The sequence below is a fragment of the Planobispora longispora genome (assembly GCF_016863135.1).
Taxonomy (GTDB): Bacteria; Actinomycetota; Actinomycetes; order Streptosporangiales; family Streptosporangiaceae; genus Planobispora; species Planobispora longispora.
Genome location: NZ_BOOH01000015.1, coordinates 37,795 through 60,123, shown reverse-complemented (window position 1 = coordinate 60,123; position 22,329 = coordinate 37,795). Strand labels below are relative to the sequence as shown.

The window sequence follows — 22,329 nt, the reverse complement described above, 5'->3', positions numbered from 1 at the left end:
CCGGTTCGTCAGATAAGAGGGGCGATCCCGCCGAATGGTTACAGCGGGTTCGGCAATTTTTTGTGACCGCCTCCGCCGGGGGAGTCGTGCTCCCGAATGCCGGGCGGCCGAGGGGATCATCCTCGGAGGGCCGTCCGGTTGCGCAGTCCCATCCCCTGCAGGCGGGACATTCCCAGCCGCTCGTAGTACGCCTGGAGCGGCGGGTCGCATATGAGGTCGACGGAGTACATGTCCTCGGCCTCCTTGAGGATCCGCCGCATCAGCTCGTCGCCGATCCCCTGCCCCTGGTATTCGGGGAGGACTTCGAGCCATGGGATGAACGCGGTCAGCACGCCATCACTGATCATGTTGACGAAGCCGACGACGCGCCCGGATCCGTCCAGCGCGACGATCGCGCGATGACTGCCTCGCAGCACCGCCAGATGGTTCTCGGCCGACGGCGGGGTCGGCCAGCCGACGAAGAAGCCCCGCAACTGATCGGCTTCGATCGTGCTCATGTCGCCGGTGTAACGGATCATGTTCTGTCCTCCGGGCCGTCGTGGGATGAGTGCGACAACATTCGCATATGACGGAGGCCGGAGTGCATTGAATTCGGCAGGGCGGCCAGGGGTCCTCGGGAGGGGTTGGGGACCCCGCTCACCGTGCCGGGGTCAGGATCAGGCGCTGGGGAAGGGGCCCTGGTACTCGGTGTAGTCGGAGACGCCGTCGCCGTTGAGGTCGACGCGCACCTCGTCGGTGTAGCCGTCGCCGTTGTGGTCGAGGTAGACCACGTCGGTCACGCCGTCGCCGTCGGCGTCGTAGCGCTCCTCGTCGGCCACGTAGTCGCCGTCGCTGTCGATCAGCTGGGCGTCGGTTCCGCCGTCGCCGTCGGTGTCGTAGTAGTCGGTGGTCGTGACGTCGAAGTCGCCGCTCATTGTGTTCTCCCTTTTCTTTCGTGCCGGTTCGTTAGATAAGAGGGGCGGTCCGGGCGGATGGTTACAGCGGATTCCAAGATTTTTCAGATTCCCGCCGAGCCGCCGGCGCCACCGGTTCTGAGGACCGCTTCAGTCTGCGCCCGCCGTCTGGGATACGGCTTGCCTCCGTCTGGGATATGGCTTGGGAGCCGGCCCGACCGGCGGTCACCACTCCCGGTCCGCCTCGCCGGCCTGCGCGAGGAGCCGTCATTCCCCACGAGGAATTGTTGCCGTACGGCCGCTTTCCCAAGATCTGAGGAGTACGGACACACCAGTGGAGGAGAAGCAGTGACCGACATCCACGCGCAGGACCTGGCCGGCCGTTACGTCGCCCTCTGGAACGAGCCCGACGCCGGGCTCCGCCGTAAGGCCGTCGAGGAGCTGTGGGCCGAGGACGGCTCCCACGTCCTCCAGCCGCCCCAGGAGATCCGGGAGATCGCCGCGAGGCTGGGCTTCGGCTCGACCACCCTCGAAGCCCACGGGCACGACGCGATCGAGATCCGGGTGGCCCGCAGCTATGAGGAGTTCGTCGCTCCCGGGGAGTTCGTCTTCCGGCCGCAGGACGACGCCGTCCGCCTCCACGACGTCGTCAAGTTCGGCTGGGAGATGGTGCCGGCCGACGGCGGCGAGGCGGTGGGCGGAGGCATGGAGGTCCTCGTCCTCGACGCGGACGGCCGGATCAAGGCCGACTACATGTTCCCCTGACGGCTGCCCGGGGCCGGGGCGGCTGCCCGGGTGCTCAGCTGCTCCGCTATTCGGCCAGGAGCGCCGCGGTGGCCGCGTCGGCGGGCAGGAAGGCCTCCAGCTTCAGCTCCGCCACGGTCACGTCGAGCGCGGTCGCGAACGTCGTGATCGTGGTCGTCAGCCGCAGCTCACCGCGTGCCGAGCGCAGCCGCATGGGCGCGGCGAAGCCGACGTGGTCGGGTCCCGGCTCGATGTGCGGGACATAACCCGACAGCTCGTCGTGGAGGTCGTCGCGTGGGATGCGGTCGAGGATGTGCCGCGCCCACTGCGCCAGGTTGGCGATCCGCGGGGCCAGGCCCTCCGGGTGCAGCGACAGGCGCAGCACGTTGACCGGCGGGCGCAGCAGGTGCTCCGCCACACCCTCGGTGAGCAGGCCGAAGGCGCCGTTGGCGAGGACGAGATCGTGCCGCGGGTCCACCACGATCGCGGGGTACGGCAGGTGCCCGGTCAGGATGTGCCCCAGCGCGGCGCGCACGTGCTCCAGGGCCGGATCGTCGAGCGAGGTCTGCGGGTAGACGGGGGCGTAGCCGGCCGCGAGCAGAAGCTCGTTGCGCTCCCTGAGCGGCAGCCCCATCGACTCGCCCAGCCGTACGACTATGCCCCGGCCGGGACGGGAACGGCCGTTCTCGATGAAGCTGAGGTGGCGCTGCGTGGTGCCCGCGCGGAGGGCGAGGTCGAGCTGGCTGAGGTGGTGACGGCGCCGCGCCGAGCGCAGGGCTTGGGGGAAGTCCACATCCTCAGTCTGCCGGGCGGATCCCACCGCGCCCGCCTGCCCCGGGGCCGGAGGAACCGGAGGCAAGACGGGACCCGGCGGGCCCTCATGTCACGGAAGAATCACATCCGCCCTTGCGGCCCTCGCGGATCATCGGTAAGGATCATCCCCGTTGTCACGCGGAGGACGGGGTTTCACGTGAAACGTTTCTCAACGGCGGCCGCCGTCGTCATGGCGACGGCGCTCCTGCCGGGGTCCGCTCAGGCGGCCACCGGGACGGCCCGGACATCGGCCGTCATCGGGGTGGACGTCAGCAACTGGACCGGGGAGATCGACTGGCCGATCGTCGCCGAGAACGGAGTCGCGTTCGCGTTCGTGTACGCCTCCGAGGGCCTCGACTACGTCAACCCCCGCTTCGAGAGCCAGTACGGCGGAGCCGCCGAGGCCGGGCTGATCCGGGGGGCCTACCACTTCGCCCAGCCGCACGAGTCCGGCGGCGCCGCACAGGCCGATTACTTCGTGGCCAACGGCGGCGGCTGGACTCCGGACGGCAAGACCCTGCCGGGCGTCCTGGACGTCGAGGACAACCCCTACAAGAACCGCAACGGCCTCGACAACTGCTACGGTCTCGACAAGCGGGAGATGATCACCTGGGTGGGCGACTTCACCCGGCGCTACCGGCAGCGGACCGGCCGGGACGCGATCATCTACACCACCACCAGCTGGTGGCGGACCTGCACCGGCGACTCCCCCGCCTTCGGCCGCAACCCGCTCTGGCTGGCCCGGTGGGGCGACGAACCCGGCGAGCTCCCGGCGGGCTGGAAGCGCTACACCTTCTGGCAGTCGGCCGACAAGGGGCAGGGCACCCCCGGCGGGCGGAACTCCTTCAACGGCACGGTGTCGCAGCTCAAGCGCCTCGCCAAGCCGCCGTCGGGGATCAAGGCGGCGGGCCGGGTCGTCCGGAACACCTACGCCGTGACGGTCGCCAACACCGGCACCGAGCCGATCAGGGCGCTCAAGGTCTCCGGGCGCACGTTCGGCGGGCAGAAGATCGCCAAGGTCGGCAGGGGATGCCGGTTCAGCGGTACGGCGGTGCGCTGCACGATCGCCGAACTGGCCCCGAAGTCCAAGGTCCGGCTCGTCTTCACGGTCAAGCCCGCCAAGGCGGGAACACCCGCCCGGACGCGAGGGCTGAAGCTCACGGTCGGCACGGTGAACCTGACGCTGACCGCCGGGAAGCGGTAGCGCGGCCGGCGCCGTACCCGGCGATCGGCATCCCCGCGCGTGATCTGACATGCTCGGCCCATGGATGAGCGGTGGCGGGAGATCGGTGACCGGGTCTACGTCCGGCGGCACGAGTCGTTCGACCTGAACGTCGGCCTGGTCGTCGGGGACGAGGGCTGCCTGGTCGTGGACACGCGCATGTCCCACCGCCAGGCGCGCGAGCTGGCGGCGGCGATCCGCACGGTCACCGCCCTGCCCTGGACGGTGGTCAACACCCACGCGCACTTCGACCACTTCTTCGGCAACGCGGTCTTCCTGCCCGCCGACATCTGGGGCCACGTCAGGTGCGCCGAGACGGCCGCGGCCACCGGCGAGGCGCAGCGGCGGAAGTGGCTCCACGAGGGCCCGGAGGAGCTGGCCGAGGTGGAGATCACCCCGCCGGGCCGGACGTTCACCGACGCCGCCGCCCTCGACCTCGGCGGGCGCCCGGTCCGCCTGCGCCATCTCGGCCGGGGACACACCGACAACGACATCGTGGTCGAGGTCCCCGACGCGGATGTGATCTTCGCGGGGGACCTGGTCGAGGAGGGTGCGCCGCCGCAGTTCGGGGACGGGTTCCCGCTGGAGTGGCCGGACACGCTCGCCCGCCTGCTCGACCTGCCGGGCGAGGTGGTGGTGCCCGGCCACGGCGCCGTCGTGGACCGCGATTTCGTCCGGCGCCAGCACGCCGACCACGTCACCGCCGTCGAGATCCTCACCACCGGCGGAGACCCCGCCCGCGTGCCCTTCCCCGAGGAGACCGCGGCGGAGATCGTCGCACGTCTCGGCGACCTCCGTACGGCGGGCGGGGCGTAGCGGGGAGGGAGGAGGCGGAGCGGGGAGGGAGGAGGCGGAGCGGGGACGGAGGGGCGGGGCGGGACGCCTCCGGATCGGAGGCATAGCGAGACCCACCGTGGGGCGTCTTAGGGACGTAACCGCACAGTGGAGGTGATCGTGGACGCCGCAGACGAGCAACGGTTCCGCGATTTCGTGTCGGCGCGCTCGCCGGCCCTGATGCGCCTGGCGTATCTGCTGACCGGCGGGGACCAGCACGCGGCCGAGGACCTGCTCCAGAGTGCGCTGGCCAGATCCGCCGCCCGGTGGCGGACCGTCGAGGAGCCGGAGGCGTACGTCCGGCAGGTGATGTACCGCCAGCAGGTCTCCTGGTGGCGGCGGCGCAGGGAGACGACGTTCGCCGAGCCGCCCGACAGGGCCGAGGCGGGCGGCGACGACGGCACCGCCGGAGTCGAGCTGCGGATCGTCATGCGCCGGGCGCTGGCCAGGCTGACGTCCCGGCAGCGGGCCGTGCTGGTCCTGCGCTACTACGAGGACCTGCCGGAGGCGGAGGTGGCGGGCATCCTCGGCTGTTCCGTCGGGACGGTCCGCAGCACGACGCACCGGTCCCTGGCGAAGCTGCGCGCGCTGGCGCCCGAGCTGCGAGAGCCGTACACGATCTTCGGGGAGGCGAAGGCATGACCATCGACGAGCTCGTCCGGCAGACTCTCCGCGAGTGGTCGGAGGACGCGCGAGCACCCGCGGAGCTCGCGGACCGGGCGCTGGGCAGGCGCCGGCGGACGAGGACCAGGGCGTTCGCGGTGGTCGCGGGGGCGACCGCGACCGCCGTGGCGCTCGCCGTGGCGTTCATCGTGCCGGGGGCGGGGCAGGAGGGCCGGCGGATCGGGACGCCCGACGGGGGCGCAACCGCCACCGTCCTGACCGACCCGGCGCCGGCCCGGGACCTCAGGACCGACCCGGACTCCACGCCGCCGGAGCGTCTGATCGCGGCCCTCGACCGGGCGGTCTACGCCTATTACATCTGGCGGCACGCGAAGACCCCCGACGGCAAGAGCACGCTGCTGATCCGGACCTGGTACCTCTACGACGACAAGACGGGCGGGTACGAGAAGACCCCGTGGGCGCTGCTGGACGTCGCGCCGGGCGGCGGGACCGTCGCGGTCCTGGAGGAACTCCCCGCCCGCCGGGTCGGGTTGATCTCCGATGGCGGCGAGGTCCGCTGGATCGACCTGGAGCGTACGGCGGGCGGCCTGGCCTGGTCGCCCGACGGGACGAAGCTGCTGGTCACCAACTACGACCGGAATCCGGCGGAGATCATGGTCATCGGCAAGGACGGCGGCGAGTACTCGCCCCCGAACAGCCGGACCGGCTTCACCGTGGTGGACCCGGGCACCGGGCAGGCCGTGTTCCGCGGTGTGCCGTGGGAGGATCCGTCGCCCATGAACCGGGGCCGGGACTTCGGGTGGAGCGCGGACGGGACGATGGTCTGGGAGGTCAACGACAGCAGGGAGGAGCCGAGGAAGTTCTACGACCTGGACGGGAACGCGCAGCCGGTCCCGGAGAGGGAGAAGCACGGCAGTTTCCAGGAGGCCGGTCCGTCCCCGAGCGGCCGGTGGCTGGCGGCCGACGCGGCGGACAAGGAGGCGACCACGGCCGTGAAGGACCTCCGGACCGGCGCGCTGACCCCGCTGCGGCCGGTGGCCGGGCACTGGATCGAGCAGCTCGTCGCCTGGGCGGACGACGACCATCTGATCGCCTGGGCCTGCGAGTACGACGAGAAGGACACCTGCGTGGACATCGAGTTCCGCAACCGGCTGGTCCTGGTCAGCCGGGACGGCACGTCGCTCACCCCGCTCAGCGGGTTCCGGGAGAACAGCCAGAAATCCGGCTCCTGGGTGCCGCTGGTGACCCGCCGCTGAGCGCCGCGGCGGCGGGGAACCGGGCGCGCAGGCAGGCCCCGGGCGGGCCCGGGACGACCGCGAGCGTGCCGCCGTGCCGTACCGCGATGTCCCTGGCGATGGCCAGCCCGAGCCCGGAGCCGCCCGCGTCCCGGTCCCTGGCCTCGTCCAGCCGGGTGAAGCGGTCGAAGACCGTCTCACGGTGCTCGTCGGGGATGCCCGGCCCGTCGTCGCGCACCTCCAGTACGGCCACGCCGTCCTCCCGGGCCAGGCGGACCGTCACCGCCGACTCCGCGTGCCGGACGGCGTTGTCCACGAGATTGGCCACCAGGCGGCGCAGCCGTTCGGCCGAGCCGAGGACCACCACGTCGGCGGCGATCTCCAGGACGACCCGCACCTCCGGCCGGGGCCGGGAGCGGGCCGCCTCCTCCGCGGTGATCTGACCGAGGTCCGCCTCCTCGTGCCGGTCGGGCTCGCCGGCGTCGAGGCGGGCCAGGAGCAGCAGGTCGGAGGTGAGCGCCTGGATCCGGTCCACGTCGGTCAGCGTCTCCGCGGTCAGCGGCCCGGGCGGCGCCAGCTCCAGACGGGTACGGAGGATCGCCAGCGGGCTGCGCAGCTCGTGGGCGGCGTCGGCGACGAAACGCCGGTGCCGGTCGACGGCGAGCTCCAGACGGTCGAGCGTGCGGTTCATGGTCTCGGCCAGGCGGGCGATCTCGTCGCGGGCCCTCGGCACGGGGACGCGGCGGTGCAGGTCGCTGGCGGTGATGTCGGCCATCTCGGAGCGGATCGCGGAGACCGGCCTGAGCGCCCGGCCGACCGCGAGCCAGGTGAGGGCGGCGACGAGGAGGAGCAGGGCGGGGATGCCGGGGACCAGCACGCTCTTGAGGGTCTCCAGCGCGGCGCGGGCGGGTTCCAGGGAGGCCCTGGCCCGCACGACCATCGGGCCCTGGACGGTCTCGGTCGTCGTCGTCGCGGTGACGTGGGCGTCACCGGGCGTCCACTGCTCGGCGAGGATGACGCGCTCGGCGAACCGGGACTGCCCGTCGGGCGGGAGCGGTCCGGCGGATCCGGACTCCACGGGGAAAGGAGGGGCGGCGGATCCGGACGCCACGGGAGGCGGGGGTCCGGCGGATCCGCACGTCCCGGGGGACGAGAGCCCGCCGGATGCGGCGCCGGCCTGCTCCGGCACCGGTACGGCCTGGACGCCCGTGCCGGTGGAAGGGGGGCCGGGCACGACCGTGACATCGGGGTCCAGGAGGCCGGGCGCCTGACCGGAGGCGACGTTCCCCTCGGACGACAGCAGGTCGGCCATGCTGCCGGCGCGCCGGGCGGCCTCGGCGGAGGCGGTCTCGGCCAGGTTCCCGCCGAGCACCCGGACCAGCACGGCCACGATGACCCCCAGGGCGACGGCGACGATCGCGGTCGTCGCCAGGGCCGCCCGGACCCGGACCGAGAGATGCGACATCTCAGACCTCCAGCCGGTATCCGGCGCCGCGCACGGTCACCAGCGACGTCCGGCCGAACGGCGCGTCGATCTTCCGGCGGAGCGCGCTGATGTAGACCTCGACGATGTTCGGATCGCCGTCGTAGGAGAAGTCCCACGCCTGGGCGAGCAGCTCGCCCTTGGAGACCACCTCGCCCTTCCTGCGGGCCAGGCCGTACAGGACGGCGAACTCCTTCGGGGTGAGGGGGATCTCCGTCTCGCCGCGGCGGCAGCGCAACCCGGCCGGATCGACGGTGAGGTCGCCGACCGCGATGGAGGCCGGCCTGGCCGTGGCGCCCCGGCGGACCAGCGCGCGCAGCCGGGCCAGCAGCACGACGTAGGAGAAGGGCTTGGACAGGAAGTCGTCGGCCCCGGTGTCCAGGGCCTCGGCCTCGTCGTGCACCCCGTCCTTGGCGGTGAGCATCAGGATGGGCGTCCAGTTCTCCGCGTCGCGGAGCCTCGCGCAGACGGTGTAGCCGTTCATCCGGGGCAGCATGATGTCGAGAACGATCACGTCGTAGGCGTTCTCGGTCGCCATCCACAGCCCGTCGCGCCCGTCGTGGGCGACGTCCACCGCGAACCCCTCGCCGACCAGGCCGTCCTTCAGCAGATCGGCCAGGCGCTTCTCGTCTTCGACCAGCAGCACGCGCATGCCGTCCAGCGTGGCGCACGGCACCTAAAGCCAGCCTGAAGACGATTTCGGGAGCCTTCAGGCTCACTTCAGGTACCGCGCGGGAGTGTACGGCTGACCGGTCCACGACCGATGCACGGCCGATCCATACCGATCCATACCGATCAAGGAGAATCGATCATGCGGATCCGCATCCTCGCCACCGCGGTGTTGACCGCCGGTGCGCTGATGGCGACCTTGAGCGGCGCGGCCAGCGCCGACACCCCCGAGACTCCGGCTCCTCCGGGCTCCCCGGAGAAGGGGAAGATCGTCAGTGTCGTCTGTGAGGCGGGCGCGGACAAGCCCACCGTCACGGTGCGCGAACTCACCGACGCCGAGGCCGGGGAACTCGCCGAGAGGCTCAAGGAAGAGATCGGGAAGGCCGGTGAGGCCGGAGGGTCGGACTCCGAGCGGCCCGTCCCCGGCGAACGGCCGGAGCCGGCCGAGATCCTGGAGGGGAAGGTGCTGATCGCCGGGCCGGAGGGCGCCGGGCTGCGGCCGGAGGACCTGCCGGAGGGCGTCGAGAGGGCCCGGGTCCTTCCGGCTGCGCCGGGTGAGCCTCCGGTGGCCGGAGAGTCCGCCGAGAAGTTCGCCGGGGACGTCTCCGTCACCTGTGCCGCGCCGGTGCCGGTGCCGGAGTCGGGGCGGGACTAGCCCCGCCGCGCGGAGCCGTACCGGAGGGGGACGGTACGGCCCCGCGCGTGAACCCGGGCCGGAGGCTCCGGGCTCACTGATCCCGGGTCCGCGGTTCCGGGCTCGCGGTTCCCGGGCGGACCGGGATCAGGCTTCGGGGAAGGACGGGTGCGGGCCCAGCGCCCAGTATTCGTAGAGGCCGTGTCCGATCTGGTGCGAGCCCGACGGGTCGTCGTACTCGAAGCGGCCGACCGAGTCGACCATGCCCCACAGGCGGTCGGCGTCCTGCGGGAGGGTGTAGACGACGCCCTGCACCACCGGGCCGGGCCCCTGGTACATGCCGTGCTTCCAATCCGGTTCCAGGCCATATCCGGTGCCCGCCATCAGGTGCACCGGGAGGACCGGGGTGCAGTGCACGTCGAAGGGCTTGCCGCCCGGCGGGGCGAAGGAGATGGTCGCCTCGCGCACGTCCCGGGTGCCCTCCGCGTACACGGGGCGGTACTCGGGACGTCCGAGATACTCCTGCTCGCCCTCGCGCGGGGAGCCGAACCCCCACACCCGGACCGCCTCCTCCAGCAGGCGGCGGCCCTTGTCGTCCTCCTGGATGATGCAGAGGATGGCGTGGTCGTCGAACTGCATGGGCGCGTAGAGCCAGTAGAACGTCCCGGGGTTCTTCACCTGGATGCCGGGGGGCTCCGGCTCGCCCACGGGGCGGACGCCCCAGGAGCGGTCGCGGGTGCCCTTCCACCGGTCGGGGGTGACCTCGATCCGTTCGTCGCCGAGCATGATGTGCCCGCTCCACAGCCCGGTCTGCGCCATCCGGGAGGAGTCGAAGACGACGCGTTCCTGCCAGCGCACGAAGTGGCGCGGCTCCAGGGTCGCCGGGATCGTGCCCTCCCAGGTCAGATCGTAGGAGAGCCCGTGCTCGGTGGGGTCGAGCACGACCCGCAGCTTCCGCAGGCCCTCGATGACCTCGACCCGGAACGGGCCGATCTCGGTGTTCATCCGGTCGTCGCCGAGCTCGCGGGAGGCCCGGACGACCCGGTGGGTGTCCCGGTAGCGCACGCAGGCGAAGGCGTCGGTGACGCCGAGGTTGGGGTACTGGCCGACGCCGATGATGAGCATCAGCTCGTCGGAGCAGGCGTGGCAGTTGAAATAGTACCGATCGTAGAAATTGCGGTCCGACGTCGTGACGTGCCGCATCACATTGGGCGACTGGTGGACGGGGTAGTCGTCGAGGGGTGACAGCGTCATCCGTGCTCCTCGGTCCGGGGAACACGTTCTAACAAGCGCTTGGTACAAACGTCAACACCGCGCCGCCGGAGACGGGTACGGCCCGCGCCGACGGGGCGCGGGCCGTACCCGATGAACCGCGGCAGGTCAGATGTTCCTGGACGCCTGGCTCGTCTCGGTGCTGATCTTGTTGCCGAACTCGTCGGACGAGGGGTCGGCCTTGTGCCCGAACTCCTCGGCCCTGTTCTTGATGCCACCGGCCGCGCCGGAGACCTTGTCCGCGGCGGTCCGGGCCTTGTCGCTCACCCAGTGGGACGCGTCGGCGGCGCTGCCCTTCACGGAGTCGCTCCACTGTCCCGCGTTCTTGCGGTACATCGCGACACCGGCGGCGCCCGCCGCGAGGCCGGTGAGCAGCAGGAGCATCGGCCATCTCCGGGAACGCTGAGGGTTGGGGTCAACCCTCGACGCCGCCTGGGACAACATCGCGGTGATTCTCGGCGCGAGTTGGTCCTCGAATGCGTGGGCCGCAGCGTCTAGCCTGGGTGCTGCCCACCCACGGGCGTCGATGATCCTTTCGTTGGCCGCGTGACGGGCCGCCTCACGTGCGTGGGCGGCCATCGGACCGACACGTTCAGCGGCGTTCCTCACCTGGGTCTTGGCCAGGCGCAGTCGTGTCTGAGGAACCATCATGGTGGTGCGGCGCTTTCCGAATAGTGCAAGAGGCACAGCAACTCCTCCCCTGTCGTTGGGGCCCCGCAGGCACCCCTTCCCGCTCGAAAGCGGCTCAATCATGACCAGCCGTGGGAGGATGCTGGGTGGGCCGGTGACGGCCGTAGTTATCAAAACACCACAAAAGCAGCGCCTTGTACAGGCTTTGCCTGATCGTCTGAAGGGGGCACTCCGATCGTGGCTGAGAAGCTGATCGCGACCCTGAACACCAACCGCGGCACCGTGAAGGTCGAGCTCTTCCCGAACCAAGCGCCCAAGACCGTGCGCAACTTCGTCGAACTGGCCGAGGGCGCCCGGGAGTGGACCCACCCCGAGACCGGCGAGAAGACCACCGCCAAGCTCTACGACGGCACCGTCTTCCACCGCGTCATCTCCGGCTTCATGATCCAGGGCGGCGACCCGCTGGGCCAGGGCATCGGCGGCCCGGGCTACAAGTTCGACGACGAGATCAGCCCGGACCTCTACTTCAACCGTCCCTACCTGCTGGCCATGGCCAACGCCGGCATCCAGATGGGCCGCGGCACCAACGGCTCGCAGTTCTTCATCACCGTCGTGCCCACGCCGCACCTGAACGGCCGGCACACCATCTTCGGTGAGGTCGTCGAGGGCCAGGAGGTCGTCGACGCCATCGCCAAGACCCCGACCGACGGCCGGGACCGCCCGATCGACCCGGTCGTGCTGGAGTCGGTCACCGTCGACCGCGTCCAGGGCTGATCCGGTCCGGGACTGATCCGGTCCGGGAGCGACCTGTCCGTGCGGCGGCCATCCGCGCCTGGCCGCCGCACGGGCGCCCCCGGGGCATGCCGTACGGACCTCCCGTCGCGTCCGCCGTACGGCCCCGCATCACGCACGCACGGGCGGGCGATGTTCTGCATAGGGTGGGCAGCGAGACAAGCACGGTCGAAGGGGCCACCGAGACGCCATGACCAGCCAGCCGCCCGGCGAGCCCGGCACGCAGGCCGTTCCCACCTGTTACCGCCATCCCGACCGCGAGGCCCACGTGCGCTGCCAGCGCTGCGAGCGGCCCATCTGCCCCGACTGCATGCGCGACGCCTCGGTCGGCTTCCAGTGCCCCGAGTGCGTGGCCGAGGGCAACAAGTCGGTACGTCAGGCGCGGTCCGTCTTCGGCGGCGGCGCCGTCGCCGCGCCCCGGGTCACCTGGGCGCTGCTGATCGTCAACGTCCTGGCCTACTTCGTCGAGACGATCGCCACCCAGCAGGTGGTGAGCCGCTTCGCGATGGAAGCGGGCTTCGTCGCCTACCGCCACGAGTGGTGGCGCCTGATCACCGGCGCCTTCCTGCACTCGCCGCTGAGCAGCGGCGGGTTCGCGCTCACCCACATCCTGTTCAACATGTGGGCGCTCTACGCCATCGGCCCCGAGCTGGAGCGCAGACTCGGCTCCGCCCGGTTCCTGGCGCTCTACCTGCTGTCCGCGCTCGGCGGCTCCGTCGCGGTCTACCTGCTGTCCGCGGCTCCCGTCGTGGGCGCCTCGGGAGCCATCTACGGCCTGTTCGGCGCGCTGTTCGTGGTCGGCAGGCGGCTCGGCTACGACGTCCGCGGCGTGATCTGGCTGATCGGCCTCAACGTGGTGATCACTTTCACCATCCCCGGCATCAGCTGGCAGGGCCACCTCGGGGGCCTGGTCATCGGCGCGGTCGTCAGCGCGATCCTCGTCTACGCCCCGGCCAGGAACCGCAACGCGGTCCAGTGGGCCGGGTGCGCGGCCGTCCTGCTGGTGCTGATCGCCATGGTCCTGCTGCTGCCGCCGTTCGTCTTCAACGACTTCCACGGCATTCCAGATTTCTATGGATACCGCGGCTGATCCACACCCTGATGCTTCCCCAGGGTGTGGATATGTCTGTGGAAAGACCTAACGCCAGCGGGTGGAGAGAACCACACCGAAGATGATGAACACGAACCCGACCAGCAGGTTCCAGTCACGCAGAGTGCCGATGAAGGGCGCGCTCGGTGCGACGTAGTAGGTGGCGATCCAGAGGATGCCGATGACCCAGGAGGCCACCATGACCGGTGCCAGCCAGCGGGGGCTCACCTTGATCTGCTTGGTGGACGTCGGCGGCGGGGTGTAGACCGCCTTCTTGCGAGCCTTGGGCTTGGGCACTGGGGTTCTCCTGCGTCAACCCTGCGCGATCCGGACGTGCGCAGGTTCTGTCAGCTAGCGTAGTCGCTGGTAAGCGAAGACCGCAGTAAGGATAGTCGGCACAAGCGGGACATGGCGATCCCGCGGGGATGTTCATCGGGGGGCAGACGATGAGCCGCGTCCTCGTCGTGGACAACCATGACAGTTTCGTCCACACCATCGTGCAGTATCTGCGCGAGCTCGGCGCGGAATGCGACGTACGGCCCCGCGACGCCGTCGCCGTCGAGGACGCGGCCGGCTTCGACGGAGTCCTGGTCAGCCCCGGTCCGGGAACCCCGGAGGAGGCGGGCGTGAGCGTCCCCCTCGTCGGCTACTGCGAGCGCCGCGGCCTGCCGCTGCTCGGCGTCTGCCTCGGGCACCAGGCGATCGCGGTGGCCCACGGCGCGACCGTGACGCGGGCCCCCGAGCTGATGCACGGCCGGACGAGCGCGATCGTCCACGACGGACGCGGCGTCTTCGCCGGGCTGCCGTCTCCGGTCACCATGACCCGCTACCACTCGCTGGCCGTACTGCCCGAGACGGTGCCGCCGGACCTGGAGGTCACCGCGACCACGGCGGACGGGATCGTCATGGGACTGCGCCACCGCACGGCCCCGGTCGAGGGCGTGCAGTTCCACCCCGAGTCGGTGATCTCCGAGCACGGCCACCGGCTGCTCGGAAACTGGCTGGAACGCCTCGGAAACCAGCCGGAAAAAAATCGTGTAACACCGTGAACGCTCTGAACGACTAACCAGTGAGCCCTTCCGCCATTGCCCCCGAGTGGCGGAAGGGCTTCTTCCATGTCCGGGCCCGGGGCTCACGCCCGGACCCCACGCGCGGGGCTGCGGTTTCAAGCGAGACCACGGTTTCAAGCGAGACCGCGGTTTCAACGCGACAGGGCCCCGCCGTCGGCGGGGCCCTGTCAGGTGCGCTGCTCGCGATGATCAGCCGTTCTCGCCGCTGGGGTCGTCGATCGGCGGAGGCTCCTCGCTGGTCGGCTCGTCGGTCGGGAACGGGTCCTGCGACGGCGGGGTCTCGGTCGGGAACGGATCCTGGGTCGGCTGCTCGGTCGGGAGCGGAGCCTCCCCGGTGGACACGGTCAGCCTGATCGTGGTGTTCGGCTGGAGCTTCGATCCGGCGGGCGGAGTCTGGTTGAGCACGGTGCCCTCGGGCTCGGTGCTCGGCTGCTCGATGACCCGGACCCGGAAGCCCAGCTCCTCAAGCATGCCCTTGGCCTCCTCGACGTCGTAGCCGAGGACGGAGGGCACCTCCTGGGCCTCGGCGGGGACGTAGATCCGCACCGTGCTGCCCTTGTTGACCCGCTTGCCCGCCGGGGGGTCGGTCTCGAAGACGACGCCCTGCTTGCGGGCGGACGGCTTGGTCTGCAGGCTCGCCTTGAGACCGGCGGCCTCCAGCTCGGCCTGGGCCTCTTCGACGGTCTTGTTGACCACCTCGGGCACCTTCACCTTCTCCACGCCCTTGGAGATGACGAGTTCGACCTCGCTGCCCTTCTCCACCTCGGTGCCGGCCGCCGGCTTGGTCTCGATGACCGCGCCCGACGGCTGCTCGTCGCTGAACTCCTGGGTCTTCTTGACCTTCAGGTTCAGCCCTTCGAGGGTGTCGGTGGCCGACTTCTCCGTCTGGGAGACCAGGTCCGGGATCGCCACCTTGCCCCCGCCGGTCGGCGTTCCGGGGGAGCTCAGGAACATGTAGCCCGCGCCGATGAAGGCGCCGATGACCAGGAGCGGGATCAGGATCCACGCGGCGGTCTTGACCGCGTTGCCGCCGCCGCTCTGCTGGCGCCTGCGCCCGCGCTCCGGACGCCCGCCCTCCTCGGGACCGTAGTCGTACGGCGGGACGGCGGTGGTGCGCTGCGTCATCGAGCCGCCGGGGACCCCCACCTGCGTCGGCTGCTGGTTCAGGGTCTGGGTGGCCGCGCCGTAGTTGCTGGCCAGCGCCATGGTCTGGGCGTCCATCGGCATGCCCGACAGCGCCCGCTGGAGGTCGGCTCGCATCTCCCCTGCGCTCTGGTAGCGCTGACCGGGGTCCTTCGCCATCGCCTTGAGCACGATGGCGTCGGCCCACGCGGGGATCTCCCGGTCGATCTGCGAGGGCGGGATCGGGTTCTCCCGCACGTGCTGGTAGGCGATCGCCACGGGGGAGTCGCCGGTGAACGGCGGGTGGCCGGTCAGCAGCTCGTACAGCACGCAGCCGGTGGAGTAGATGTCGCTGCGGGCGTCGACCCGCTCACCGCGGGCCTGCTCCGGCGAGAGGTACTGGGCGGTGCCGATGACCTGCGCGGTCTGGGTCATGGTCGCGGCCGAGTCGGCCATCGCGCGGGCGATGCCGAAGTCCATGACCTTGACGTCGCCGTTGCGGGTGATCATGATGTTCGCCGGCTTGATGTCCCGGTGGACGATGCCGCCGCGGTGGCTGTAGTCCAGCGCCCGCAGGATCCCGTCGACCAGCTCGGCCGCGCGCTCGGGCAGCAGCCGGCGGTCGTTGCGCAGCAGGTCGCGCAGGGTGCTGCCGTCGACGTACTCCATGACGATGTAGGGCACGGGGGCGCCCTCGGAGGTGTCCTCGCCCGTGTCGTAGACCGCGACGATGGACGGGTGGTTCAGTGACGCGGCGGACTGCGCCTCCCGGCGGAAACGTGCTTGGAAGGTGTGGTCCCTGGCCAGGTCCGCGCGGAGGGTCTTGATCGCGACGATCCGGTCCAACCGGAGGTCCCGTGCGCGATACACCTCGGCCATGCCGCCACGGCCGACGACGCCGTCAAGCTCGTAGCGATCGCCGAGGCGTCGGGGCTGAGTCATTTCCTGCACTGTCCCTTACCGTTCATCTTGGGTGCCGGTGGGCTCTCGGGCCACCGGTGTCCATCATCGACCCCATGACGCATCACGTCTCCCCGTTTGGCGGGGTCGCTTCCCCGGGATCGGGGGTGACGGTCGTCGGTGTGGGGCTCTGCGTCACCGTCGGGGTGGTCGGGGTGGGAGTCGGAGTGGTCGGGGTGGGGGTCGGGGGCGGCGACGTTCGCGTCGGCCCGGTGGTGGGCGTGGCCGACCTACTTACCGTAGCCGACGGCGACGGCGAAGGGCGGGGGGACGTGACCGCAGGGACCGCCGTCCGGGTCGCCGGCGCCGTCTTGCCCCTGGTGGCCCTGGACGTGGGCGACGTGGCGGCCGGCGTCAGCCGGGTGAGCGGCTGCGCGGGCCCGGCGCCGTCGCCCCGGCGGGTCAGGTCCTGCAGGACCAGGGCGCCCAGTCCGACGGCGGCGGCGCATCCGGCCGCCGCCGCGACGATCGCTCCCCTCCGCCGCAGCCTGTCGCGCTTCGGGGCCGCCCGCGCGGGCCCGGCTCTCCGCGAGGGGGGAACCCGCGCCGTGCGGGAGCCGTGCTCCACGTCCGCGGCCGTGCCGCCGAACCCCGGGACCGGCGTCGCCGGGCCCGGAGCGGGAGCCACCTCCGTCGGGGAGTGCTCCGCCCGCCCGGCTCCCGGCCCCGCGAGCTCCGTGAACTCCGCGGGGTCGGCGGCGCCCGCGGGCTCCGCCCGCCACCCGGAGGGGTCGGTGAGCATGCCCAGCTCCACCGCGCCCGCGGTGGCCAGCGACTCGCGCAGCACGTAGGCCCGGTCCGACAGTTCCCTGGAGCTCGCCGGGCGGCGGGCCGGATCCTTGGACAGGCAGGCCATGACGAGGTCGCGCACCGCCGCCGGGACGCTCTCGGGCAGCGCGGGCGGCGGCTCGTTGAGGTGCATCAGCGCGATCGCCACCTGGTTGTCGGCGACGAACGGCGGGCGGCCGGTCAGGCACTCGTAGGCCACGACGCCCAGCGAGTAGAGGTCGGTGGCGGGGGACAGGACGGCGCCGGACGCCTGCTCGGGGCTGACGTACTGGGCGGTGCCGAGCACCGTCCCCGTCTGGGTCAGGGGCGCCGCCTCCAGCGCCCGGGCGATCCCGAAGTCAGTGATTTTGACGGCGCCGTCCTCGGTGACCAGCAGGTTCCCCGGCTTGATGTCCCGGTGGACGATTCCCGAGCGGTGCGCGGCGTGCAGGCCCCTGGCGGCCTGGTGCACCACATCGAGAGTGATCTCCGGGCTCAGGCTCCCGTTGCGGGCCAGGATGTTCGCCAGGGACTCGCCGGAGACCAGCTCCATCACCAGGTAGGCGACATCGCCGTCCTCGCCGTAGTCGAAGACCTGGGCGATGCCCGGGTCGGCCAGCCCGGCGGCGATCCGCGCCTCGGCGCGGAACCGCTCGCGGAAGTGCGGGTCGGCCGCCACGTGCCGGCGGAGCAGCTTCACGGCCACCTCGCGGCCGAGCAGCTCGTCCCGGCACCGCCACACCTCGCCCATGCCGCCGGCGGCGATCCGCCCCAGGGAGCGGTATCGGCCACCGAGCAACGACGTCATTTACCCAGCACCGCTTCCATCACGCTCTTGGCGATGGGGGCCGCGGTCTGGCCGCCGGAGGCGTCGTTGCCGGCGCTGCCCGACTCGACGATGAGCGCGACCGCGATCTTCGGGTCCTCGGCGGGGGCGAAGGAGATGAACCAGGCGTGCGGGGCGCGGCCCTCGGCGGTCTCCGCGGTGCCGGTCTTGCCGCCGACGGTCACGCCGGGGATCTTCGCGGCGCCGGCCGTGCCCAGGTTGACGACGTTGACCATCATCTCCTTGAGCTTGGCCGCGCTCTCCTCGCTCATCGCGGTGTCGAGCTCCTCCGGGTCCTCGCCCTCGATCTCGGTCCCCTCCGAGTCGGTGACCCTCTTGACGAGGTACGGCTTCATGACCACGCCGTCGTTGGCGATGCCGGCGGCGACCATGGCCATCTGCAGCGGCGTCATCTGGTTGCTGCGCTGGCCGATCGAGGCCTGGGCGAGCGCGGCCTTGTCCTCCTCGGGACCGATGCTGCTGGGGGAGACCGGCATCGGGATGGCCAGGGGATCCAGGTCCGTCCCGATGCCGAACTTGGCGGCCTGGTCCTTCATCGTCTCGTAGCCGAGATCCATGCCGATCTTGCCGAACGGCGTGTTGCACGACCGCTCCAGCGAGAAGGAGAGCGTCACCCGACCGGCGCCGCACGCCGCGCCGCCGTAGTTGGGCAGGTCGGCGGTGGTGTTGGGCAGGTCGAGCACCTGCGGCGCGTCCACCTGCGACTGCGGGCCGAGCGAGCTGTCGCTCTCCAGGTAGGCGGCCATGGTGACGACCTTGAAGGTCGAGCCCGGCGGGTAGGTGCGGGCGATCGCCCGGTTGACCAGCGGCTGGTCCTTGTCCTTCTCCAGCTTGGCGTAGGCCGCGTTGACCGCCGCCTTGTCGGCCGGGGCGAGCAGGTTGGGGTCGTAGGTCGGGATGGAGACCATGGCGAGGATGGCCCCCGTCCTCGGGTCGATCGCGACCAGCGCGCCCTTCTTGCCGCTGGCCCCCAGCGCCTTGTAGGCCGCCTCCTGCGCCTTGGGGTTGATCGTCAGCTCGACGTTGGCGCCCCTGGTCGTCTTGCCGGTGAACAGGTCGATGCCGCGCCGGATCACCAGGTCGGAGCTGGACCCGTCGAGCAGGTCGTTCCTGGCCCGCTCGATGTCGCTGGTGTTCTCGGGGGCGAAGAACCCGGTGACCGGCGCGTAGACCTCACCCTCGGGGTAGACGCGCTTGAACCTGGCCTCGGGGTCGCCGGTGTCCTTCGACTCGGCCAGCACCTTGTTCCCCGCGGTGATCAGGCCGCGCTCGACCTCGTAGCGCGCGAAGAAGTTGCGCCGGTTGCGCGCGTCCTCCTTCAGATCCGAAGCCCGTACGGCCTGCAGGTAGTTGACGTTCAGCATGAGCAGGCCGAACATGACCATGCAGGCCAGGGCGGCGCGCTTGAGAGTACTGTTCATCGCTGGAACACCTGGGTGAGTCCTTCGTCCTGGATGGCCTGGGGCGGCGGCTTCCTGGCCGCATCCGACATCCGTACCAGCAGCGCGATAAGGATCCAGTTAGCCAGCAGCGCCGAGCCGCCCTGCGACATGAACGGCGTGACCAGACCGGTGAGCGGGATCAGGTTCGTGACGCCGCCGACGATGATGAAGACCTGCCAGGCCAGGATGAACGACAGTCCTCCCGCCAGCAGCTTGGAGAACGGGTCGCGGGCCGCGAGTGCGGTGCGCAGCCCGCGCTCGACCAGCAGGGCGTAGATCATCAGCAGTGCCATCAGCCCGGTCAGGCCCAGCTCCTCGCCGATGGCGGCGAAGATGAAGTCGGAGAAGGACAGCGGGATCAGGCCCGGGTAGCCCTGGCCGAGCCCGGTGCCGAGGATGCCGCCCTGGCTCATGCCGAACAGGCCCTCCAGGAGCTGCGCGCTGCCGCCCAGCTCGCGCTCGAACAGCTTGGGGTCCTCGGGGTTGAGGAAGACGTCGACACGGGCCGCGACGTGGTCGAAGATCGACGCGGCCAGGACCGCGCCGCCGACGAAGAGCAGGATGCCGATCAGGACCCAGGAGGTGCGCTGGGTGGCGATGTAGAGCATCGCGATGAACGTGCCGAAGATCAGCAGTGAGGAGCCGAGGTCCTTCTGCAGGATCAGCACGCCGAGGCTGAGGCCCCAGGTGATGAGGATCGGGCCGAGGTCGCGGGCGCGGGGCAGGTCGATGAAGAGCAGCCGCCGCCCGGCCAGCGCCAGCACGTCGCGCTTGGCGACCAGGTAGCCGGCGAAGAAGACGATCAGAGCGAGCTTGGCGAGCTCGGCCGGCTGGAGCTGGCCCACGCCGGGGATGCCGATCCAGATGCGCGCGCCGTTGATCTCCTGGCCGAGGAACGGGATCAGCGGTGAGATCAGCAGGAGCAGCCCGGCGGCGCCGGCCGTGTAGGTCAGGCGCTGCAGCGACCGGTGGTCGCGCAGCACGATCAGCGTCACGGCGAAGACGACCACCCCGACGGCGGTCCACAGCAGCTGGCTGGTGGCCGACGCGCCGCCCTTGCCGCCCGCGCCCACCTCCAGACGGTAGATCATCACCAGGCCGAGGCCGTTGATCAGCGTCACCAGGGGCAGGATCAGCGGGTCCGCCCACGGGGCGAATCGGGCCAGCACCAGGTAGGCGGCCAGCACGAAGCCGCCCAGGCCCAGGCCGTAGGTGAGCATGCCGGAGGGGATCTTCTGGTCGATGCCCAGCCCCACGGCGGCGTAGGCGCCCATCACGATCAGGACCGCGAATCCGAGCATCACCAGCTGCGCCATGCGCCGCTTGGCGGGCAGGGGAACGGGCTCGACGCCGGGGGCGCTCATGAGTTCGTGGGCTTCGGGGTCGCGGTGGCCTTGGACTTCGTGGGCTCGGGGGACGCGCTGGCGTCCGGCACGGGGGTGGCGGACACGTCGCCGCCGACGGAGGCCGCGGAGGAGGTCCGGAGCTCCTGGACCTTCTTGACGCCCGCGTCCTCGTTGGCCACGGGGATGCCGTTGGTGACCTGCTTGCGTTCGGACGGGCCCAGGCTCGTGACCGGGACGGTGGTGCTGCGGACGGCGTCGAAGAGCTCGAAGGGGCCGATCGTGGTGTTCACACCCCGGTAGATCACGACCTCCTCACCTCGCAATCCCACGAAATACTGGTCGTCGAGCCACTGGTTCCCGAAATACCAGCCTAGGCCGCCGCCGAGAAGAATGACGCCGCCGATGGAAGCCAGCAGCGGCCACAGGCGCCGCCTCCTGGCCGGCCGGGCCGCGACGGCCCTGCTCTCGTGCTCGTCGAAGTCGTCATCGGTGATGACGGGCTGGGGCATGGTCGACGGGTTGCCGGGATCGAGCGGGGCGGACGGCGCGGGCGCGCCCTGCTGGGCCTGCACGCGGCTCAGCGTGGAGCCGGCGGCGCCCACCACGGCGACGTCCGTGGCCGGCGCGACCGCCTCGTCCAGCTCCAGGACGTCGGCGATGACGCAGGTGATGTTGTCCGGCCCGCCGCCCCGGTTCGCCAGGTCGATGAGCGTGCGGACGACCGTCTCGGGATCGTCGATCGTGCTGAGCGTGTGGTGGAGCGTCTCCGCGCTCACGACTCCGGACAGGCCGTCCGAGCAGAGCAGGTAGCGGTCGCCGATCTGGGCCTGCCGCAACGACAGGTCGGGCTCGACCTCGCCGCTGCCGTCCAGCGCGCGCAGCAGGATCGACCGCTGCGGGTGGGTGGCGGCCTCCTCCAGGGTGATCCGGCCGTCGTCCACCAGGGACTGCACGAGGGTGTGGTCCTGCGTGATCTGGTAGAGCTCCCCGGAACGCAGCAGATAGGCGCGGGAGTCGCCGACGTGGGCCAGGGCGACGTTCGTGCCCGACCACAGCATGGCGGTCAGCGTGGTGCCCATGCCCTTGAGGCTGGGGTCCCGTCCCACCATCTCGTGGAGCTGGCGGTTGGCGTCGCGGACCGCGGCGTCGATGGCGCTGAGCAGGTCGGCCCCGGAGGCGCTCTCGTCGAGGGACGACAGGGCGGCGATGGCGACCGAGCTGGCCACCTCGCCGTGTGCGTGTCCGCCCATGCCGTCGGCGACGGCGAGCAGGCGGGCGCTGGCGTATGCCGAGTCCTCGTTGCCTTCGCGGAGGAGGCCGACGTCAGAGCGGGCGGCGTAGCGGAGTGCGATGGTCATTTGCGCAATTCGATGACGGTCTTACCGATGCGGATCGGAACACCGAGCGGCACCGGAGTGGGACGGGTGACTTTGGTCCGGTCGAGGTACGTGCCGTTGGTGGAATTGAGATCCTCCACGATCCACTGACCGTCCTGGGGGAAGAGCCGGGCGTGCCGGCTGGATGCGTAGTCGTCGCTGACGACCAGAGTGGCGTCGTTCGCCCGTCCGATGGTGATGGGTGTCTCCGCCAGGGGGATGGTGGTGCCCTGGAGAGGACCGCCGACGACGACCATCTGCCGGGGTTCCCCCTTCTTGGGTTTGGCCGGGGGCTTGACCGGCTTGGGAGCCTTGCGCGCGGGAGCGGCGGGGGCCGTACGGGATCCGAACAAGTCTGTCCGGATCACGCCGACCGCGGCAATCACGAAGAACCACAGCACCGCGAGGAACGCGAGCTTGATCAGCAGCAGCGTGAGCTCGGACATGGACCGTCTGTTTACCT

The 22,329-nt window shown here is 70.9% G+C and carries 23 protein-coding genes; 9 read left to right on the top strand and 14 right to left on the bottom strand.

The features are described 5' to 3' along the window. Window positions 1–116 precede the first annotated feature (116 nt). Both Plo01_RS08400 and Plo01_RS08395 read right to left on the bottom strand, forming a co-directional pair. Complete coding sequence (locus Plo01_RS08400; RefSeq protein ID WP_203889950.1) at window positions 117–518, bottom strand: GNAT family N-acetyltransferase; 402 nt, start codon at window positions 516–518, stop codon at window positions 117–119. 138 nt (window positions 519–656) lie between these two features. Continuing rightward, the gene (locus Plo01_RS08395) at window positions 657–914 is read right to left on the bottom strand and encodes a hypothetical protein (protein ID WP_203889949.1); all 258 of its coding nucleotides are present in this window, start codon (window positions 912–914) and stop codon (window positions 657–659) included. Window positions 915–1,241: 327 nt separating this feature from the next. Here Plo01_RS08395 and Plo01_RS08390 point away from each other — a divergent pair, with 327 nt between their 5' ends. After that, window positions 1,242–1,658 (top strand): hypothetical protein, encoded by a 417-nt coding sequence (locus Plo01_RS08390; RefSeq protein WP_203889948.1) that lies wholly within the window; start codon window positions 1,242–1,244, stop codon window positions 1,656–1,658. Between the two features lie 46 nt (window positions 1,659–1,704). Here Plo01_RS08390 and Plo01_RS08385 read toward each other — a convergent pair whose 3' ends face one another. Continuing rightward, complete coding sequence (locus Plo01_RS08385) at window positions 1,705–2,430, bottom strand: helix-turn-helix domain-containing protein (RefSeq protein ID WP_203889947.1); 726 nt, start codon at window positions 2,428–2,430, stop codon at window positions 1,705–1,707. Between the two features lie 177 nt (window positions 2,431–2,607). Here Plo01_RS08385 and Plo01_RS08380 point away from each other — a divergent pair, with 177 nt between their 5' ends. From Plo01_RS08380 to Plo01_RS08365, 4 genes are all read left to right on the top strand, one after another. Beyond that, the gene (locus Plo01_RS08380; protein ID WP_203889946.1) at window positions 2,608–3,654 is read left to right on the top strand and encodes a lysozyme; all 1,047 of its coding nucleotides are present in this window, start codon (window positions 2,608–2,610) and stop codon (window positions 3,652–3,654) included. Between the two features lie 60 nt (window positions 3,655–3,714). Next, window positions 3,715–4,488: an MBL fold metallo-hydrolase gene (locus Plo01_RS08375; protein WP_203889945.1), complete on the top strand. Its 774-nt coding sequence runs from the start codon at window positions 3,715–3,717 to the stop codon at window positions 4,486–4,488. A gap of 138 nt (window positions 4,489–4,626) precedes the next feature. Beyond that, on the top strand, window positions 4,627–5,148 hold the full coding sequence (locus Plo01_RS08370; protein ID WP_203889944.1) for a SigE family RNA polymerase sigma factor: 522 nt from the start codon (window positions 4,627–4,629) through the stop codon (window positions 5,146–5,148). After that, the gene (locus tag Plo01_RS08365) at window positions 5,145–6,386 is read left to right on the top strand and encodes a TolB-like translocation protein (RefSeq protein ID WP_203889943.1); all 1,242 of its coding nucleotides are present in this window, start codon (window positions 5,145–5,147) and stop codon (window positions 6,384–6,386) included. Before Plo01_RS08370 ends, Plo01_RS08365 begins: the two co-directional genes overlap by 4 nt. On the opposite strand, the gene Plo01_RS08360 is transcribed toward Plo01_RS08365, so the two are convergent. Both Plo01_RS08360 and Plo01_RS08355 read right to left on the bottom strand, forming a co-directional pair. Continuing rightward, window positions 6,322–7,830 carry an ATP-binding protein gene (locus tag Plo01_RS08360; protein WP_203889942.1) on the bottom strand — a complete coding sequence of 503 codons (1,509 nt, stop codon included), beginning with the start codon at window positions 7,828–7,830 and terminating at the stop codon, window positions 6,322–6,324. The genes Plo01_RS08365 and Plo01_RS08360 overlap by 65 nt on opposite strands. 1 nt (window position 7,831) lies before the next feature. After that, entirely contained in the window at window positions 7,832–8,500 is a 669-nt protein-coding gene (locus Plo01_RS08355) for a response regulator transcription factor (RefSeq protein ID WP_203889941.1), read from the bottom strand. Window positions 8,501–8,659: 159 nt separating this feature from the next. Between Plo01_RS08355 and Plo01_RS08350 the strand changes: the two genes are divergently transcribed. After that, entirely contained in the window at window positions 8,660–9,172 is a 513-nt protein-coding gene (locus Plo01_RS08350; protein ID WP_203889940.1) for a PH domain-containing protein, read from the top strand. 126 nt (window positions 9,173–9,298) lie between these two features. Here the strand turns inward: Plo01_RS08350 and Plo01_RS08345 are convergent, their stop codons facing one another. Next, window positions 9,299–10,405, bottom strand: a complete 1,107-nt coding sequence (locus Plo01_RS08345; RefSeq protein ID WP_203889939.1) for an Rv3169 family protein — start codon at window positions 10,403–10,405, stop codon at window positions 9,299–9,301. A gap of 126 nt (window positions 10,406–10,531) precedes the next feature. Then, entirely contained in the window at window positions 10,532–10,807 is a 276-nt protein-coding gene (locus Plo01_RS08340; RefSeq protein ID WP_203889938.1) for a hypothetical protein, read from the bottom strand. A gap of 483 nt (window positions 10,808–11,290) precedes the next feature. On the opposite strand from Plo01_RS08340, the gene Plo01_RS08335 reads away from it, so the two are divergent. Both Plo01_RS08335 and Plo01_RS08330 read left to right on the top strand, forming a co-directional pair. Beyond that, window positions 11,291–11,827 carry a peptidylprolyl isomerase gene (locus Plo01_RS08335; protein WP_203889937.1) on the top strand — a complete coding sequence of 179 codons (537 nt, stop codon included), beginning with the start codon at window positions 11,291–11,293 and terminating at the stop codon, window positions 11,825–11,827. A 208-nt stretch (window positions 11,828–12,035) separates the two neighbouring features. Next, a complete protein-coding gene (locus tag Plo01_RS08330; RefSeq protein ID WP_203889936.1) occupies window positions 12,036–12,935 on the top strand; it encodes a rhomboid family intramembrane serine protease in 900 nt (299 codons plus the stop codon). Window positions 12,936–12,983: 48 nt separating this feature from the next. On the opposite strand, the gene Plo01_RS08325 is transcribed toward Plo01_RS08330, so the two are convergent. Next, complete coding sequence (locus tag Plo01_RS08325; RefSeq protein WP_203889935.1) at window positions 12,984–13,232, bottom strand: cell division protein CrgA; 249 nt, start codon at window positions 13,230–13,232, stop codon at window positions 12,984–12,986. 149 nt (window positions 13,233–13,381) lie between these two features. Here Plo01_RS08325 and Plo01_RS08320 point away from each other — a divergent pair, with 149 nt between their 5' ends. Next, on the top strand, window positions 13,382–13,984 hold the full coding sequence (locus Plo01_RS08320) for an anthranilate synthase component II (RefSeq protein ID WP_203889934.1): 603 nt from the start codon (window positions 13,382–13,384) through the stop codon (window positions 13,982–13,984). A gap of 210 nt (window positions 13,985–14,194) precedes the next feature. Here Plo01_RS08320 and pknB read toward each other — a convergent pair whose 3' ends face one another. From pknB to Plo01_RS08290, 6 genes are all read right to left on the bottom strand, one after another. After that, window positions 14,195–16,069: a Stk1 family PASTA domain-containing Ser/Thr kinase gene (gene pknB / locus Plo01_RS08315; protein WP_203889933.1), complete on the bottom strand. Its 1,875-nt coding sequence runs from the start codon at window positions 16,067–16,069 to the stop codon at window positions 14,195–14,197. Window positions 16,070–16,151: 82 nt separating this feature from the next. Beyond that, window positions 16,152–17,663, bottom strand: a complete 1,512-nt coding sequence (locus tag Plo01_RS08310) for a serine/threonine-protein kinase (protein WP_203889932.1) — start codon at window positions 17,661–17,663, stop codon at window positions 16,152–16,154. Continuing rightward, entirely contained in the window at window positions 17,660–19,123 is a 1,464-nt protein-coding gene (locus tag Plo01_RS08305) for a peptidoglycan D,D-transpeptidase FtsI family protein (RefSeq protein WP_203889931.1), read from the bottom strand. Before Plo01_RS08305 ends, Plo01_RS08310 begins: the two co-directional genes overlap by 4 nt. Further along, a complete protein-coding gene (locus Plo01_RS08300) occupies window positions 19,120–20,508 on the bottom strand; it encodes an FtsW/RodA/SpoVE family cell cycle protein (RefSeq protein WP_203889930.1) in 1,389 nt (462 codons plus the stop codon). The genes Plo01_RS08305 and Plo01_RS08300 overlap by 4 nt, the downstream gene beginning before the upstream one ends. Next, a complete protein-coding gene (locus Plo01_RS08295) occupies window positions 20,505–21,848 on the bottom strand; it encodes a Stp1/IreP family PP2C-type Ser/Thr phosphatase (RefSeq protein WP_203889929.1) in 1,344 nt (447 codons plus the stop codon). Before Plo01_RS08295 ends, Plo01_RS08300 begins: the two co-directional genes overlap by 4 nt. Then, window positions 21,845–22,312, bottom strand: coding sequence for an FHA domain-containing protein FhaB/FipA (locus Plo01_RS08290; protein ID WP_203889928.1), 468 nt, complete (start codon window positions 22,310–22,312; stop codon window positions 21,845–21,847). Before Plo01_RS08290 ends, Plo01_RS08295 begins: the two co-directional genes overlap by 4 nt. Window positions 22,313–22,329 lie beyond the last annotated feature (17 nt).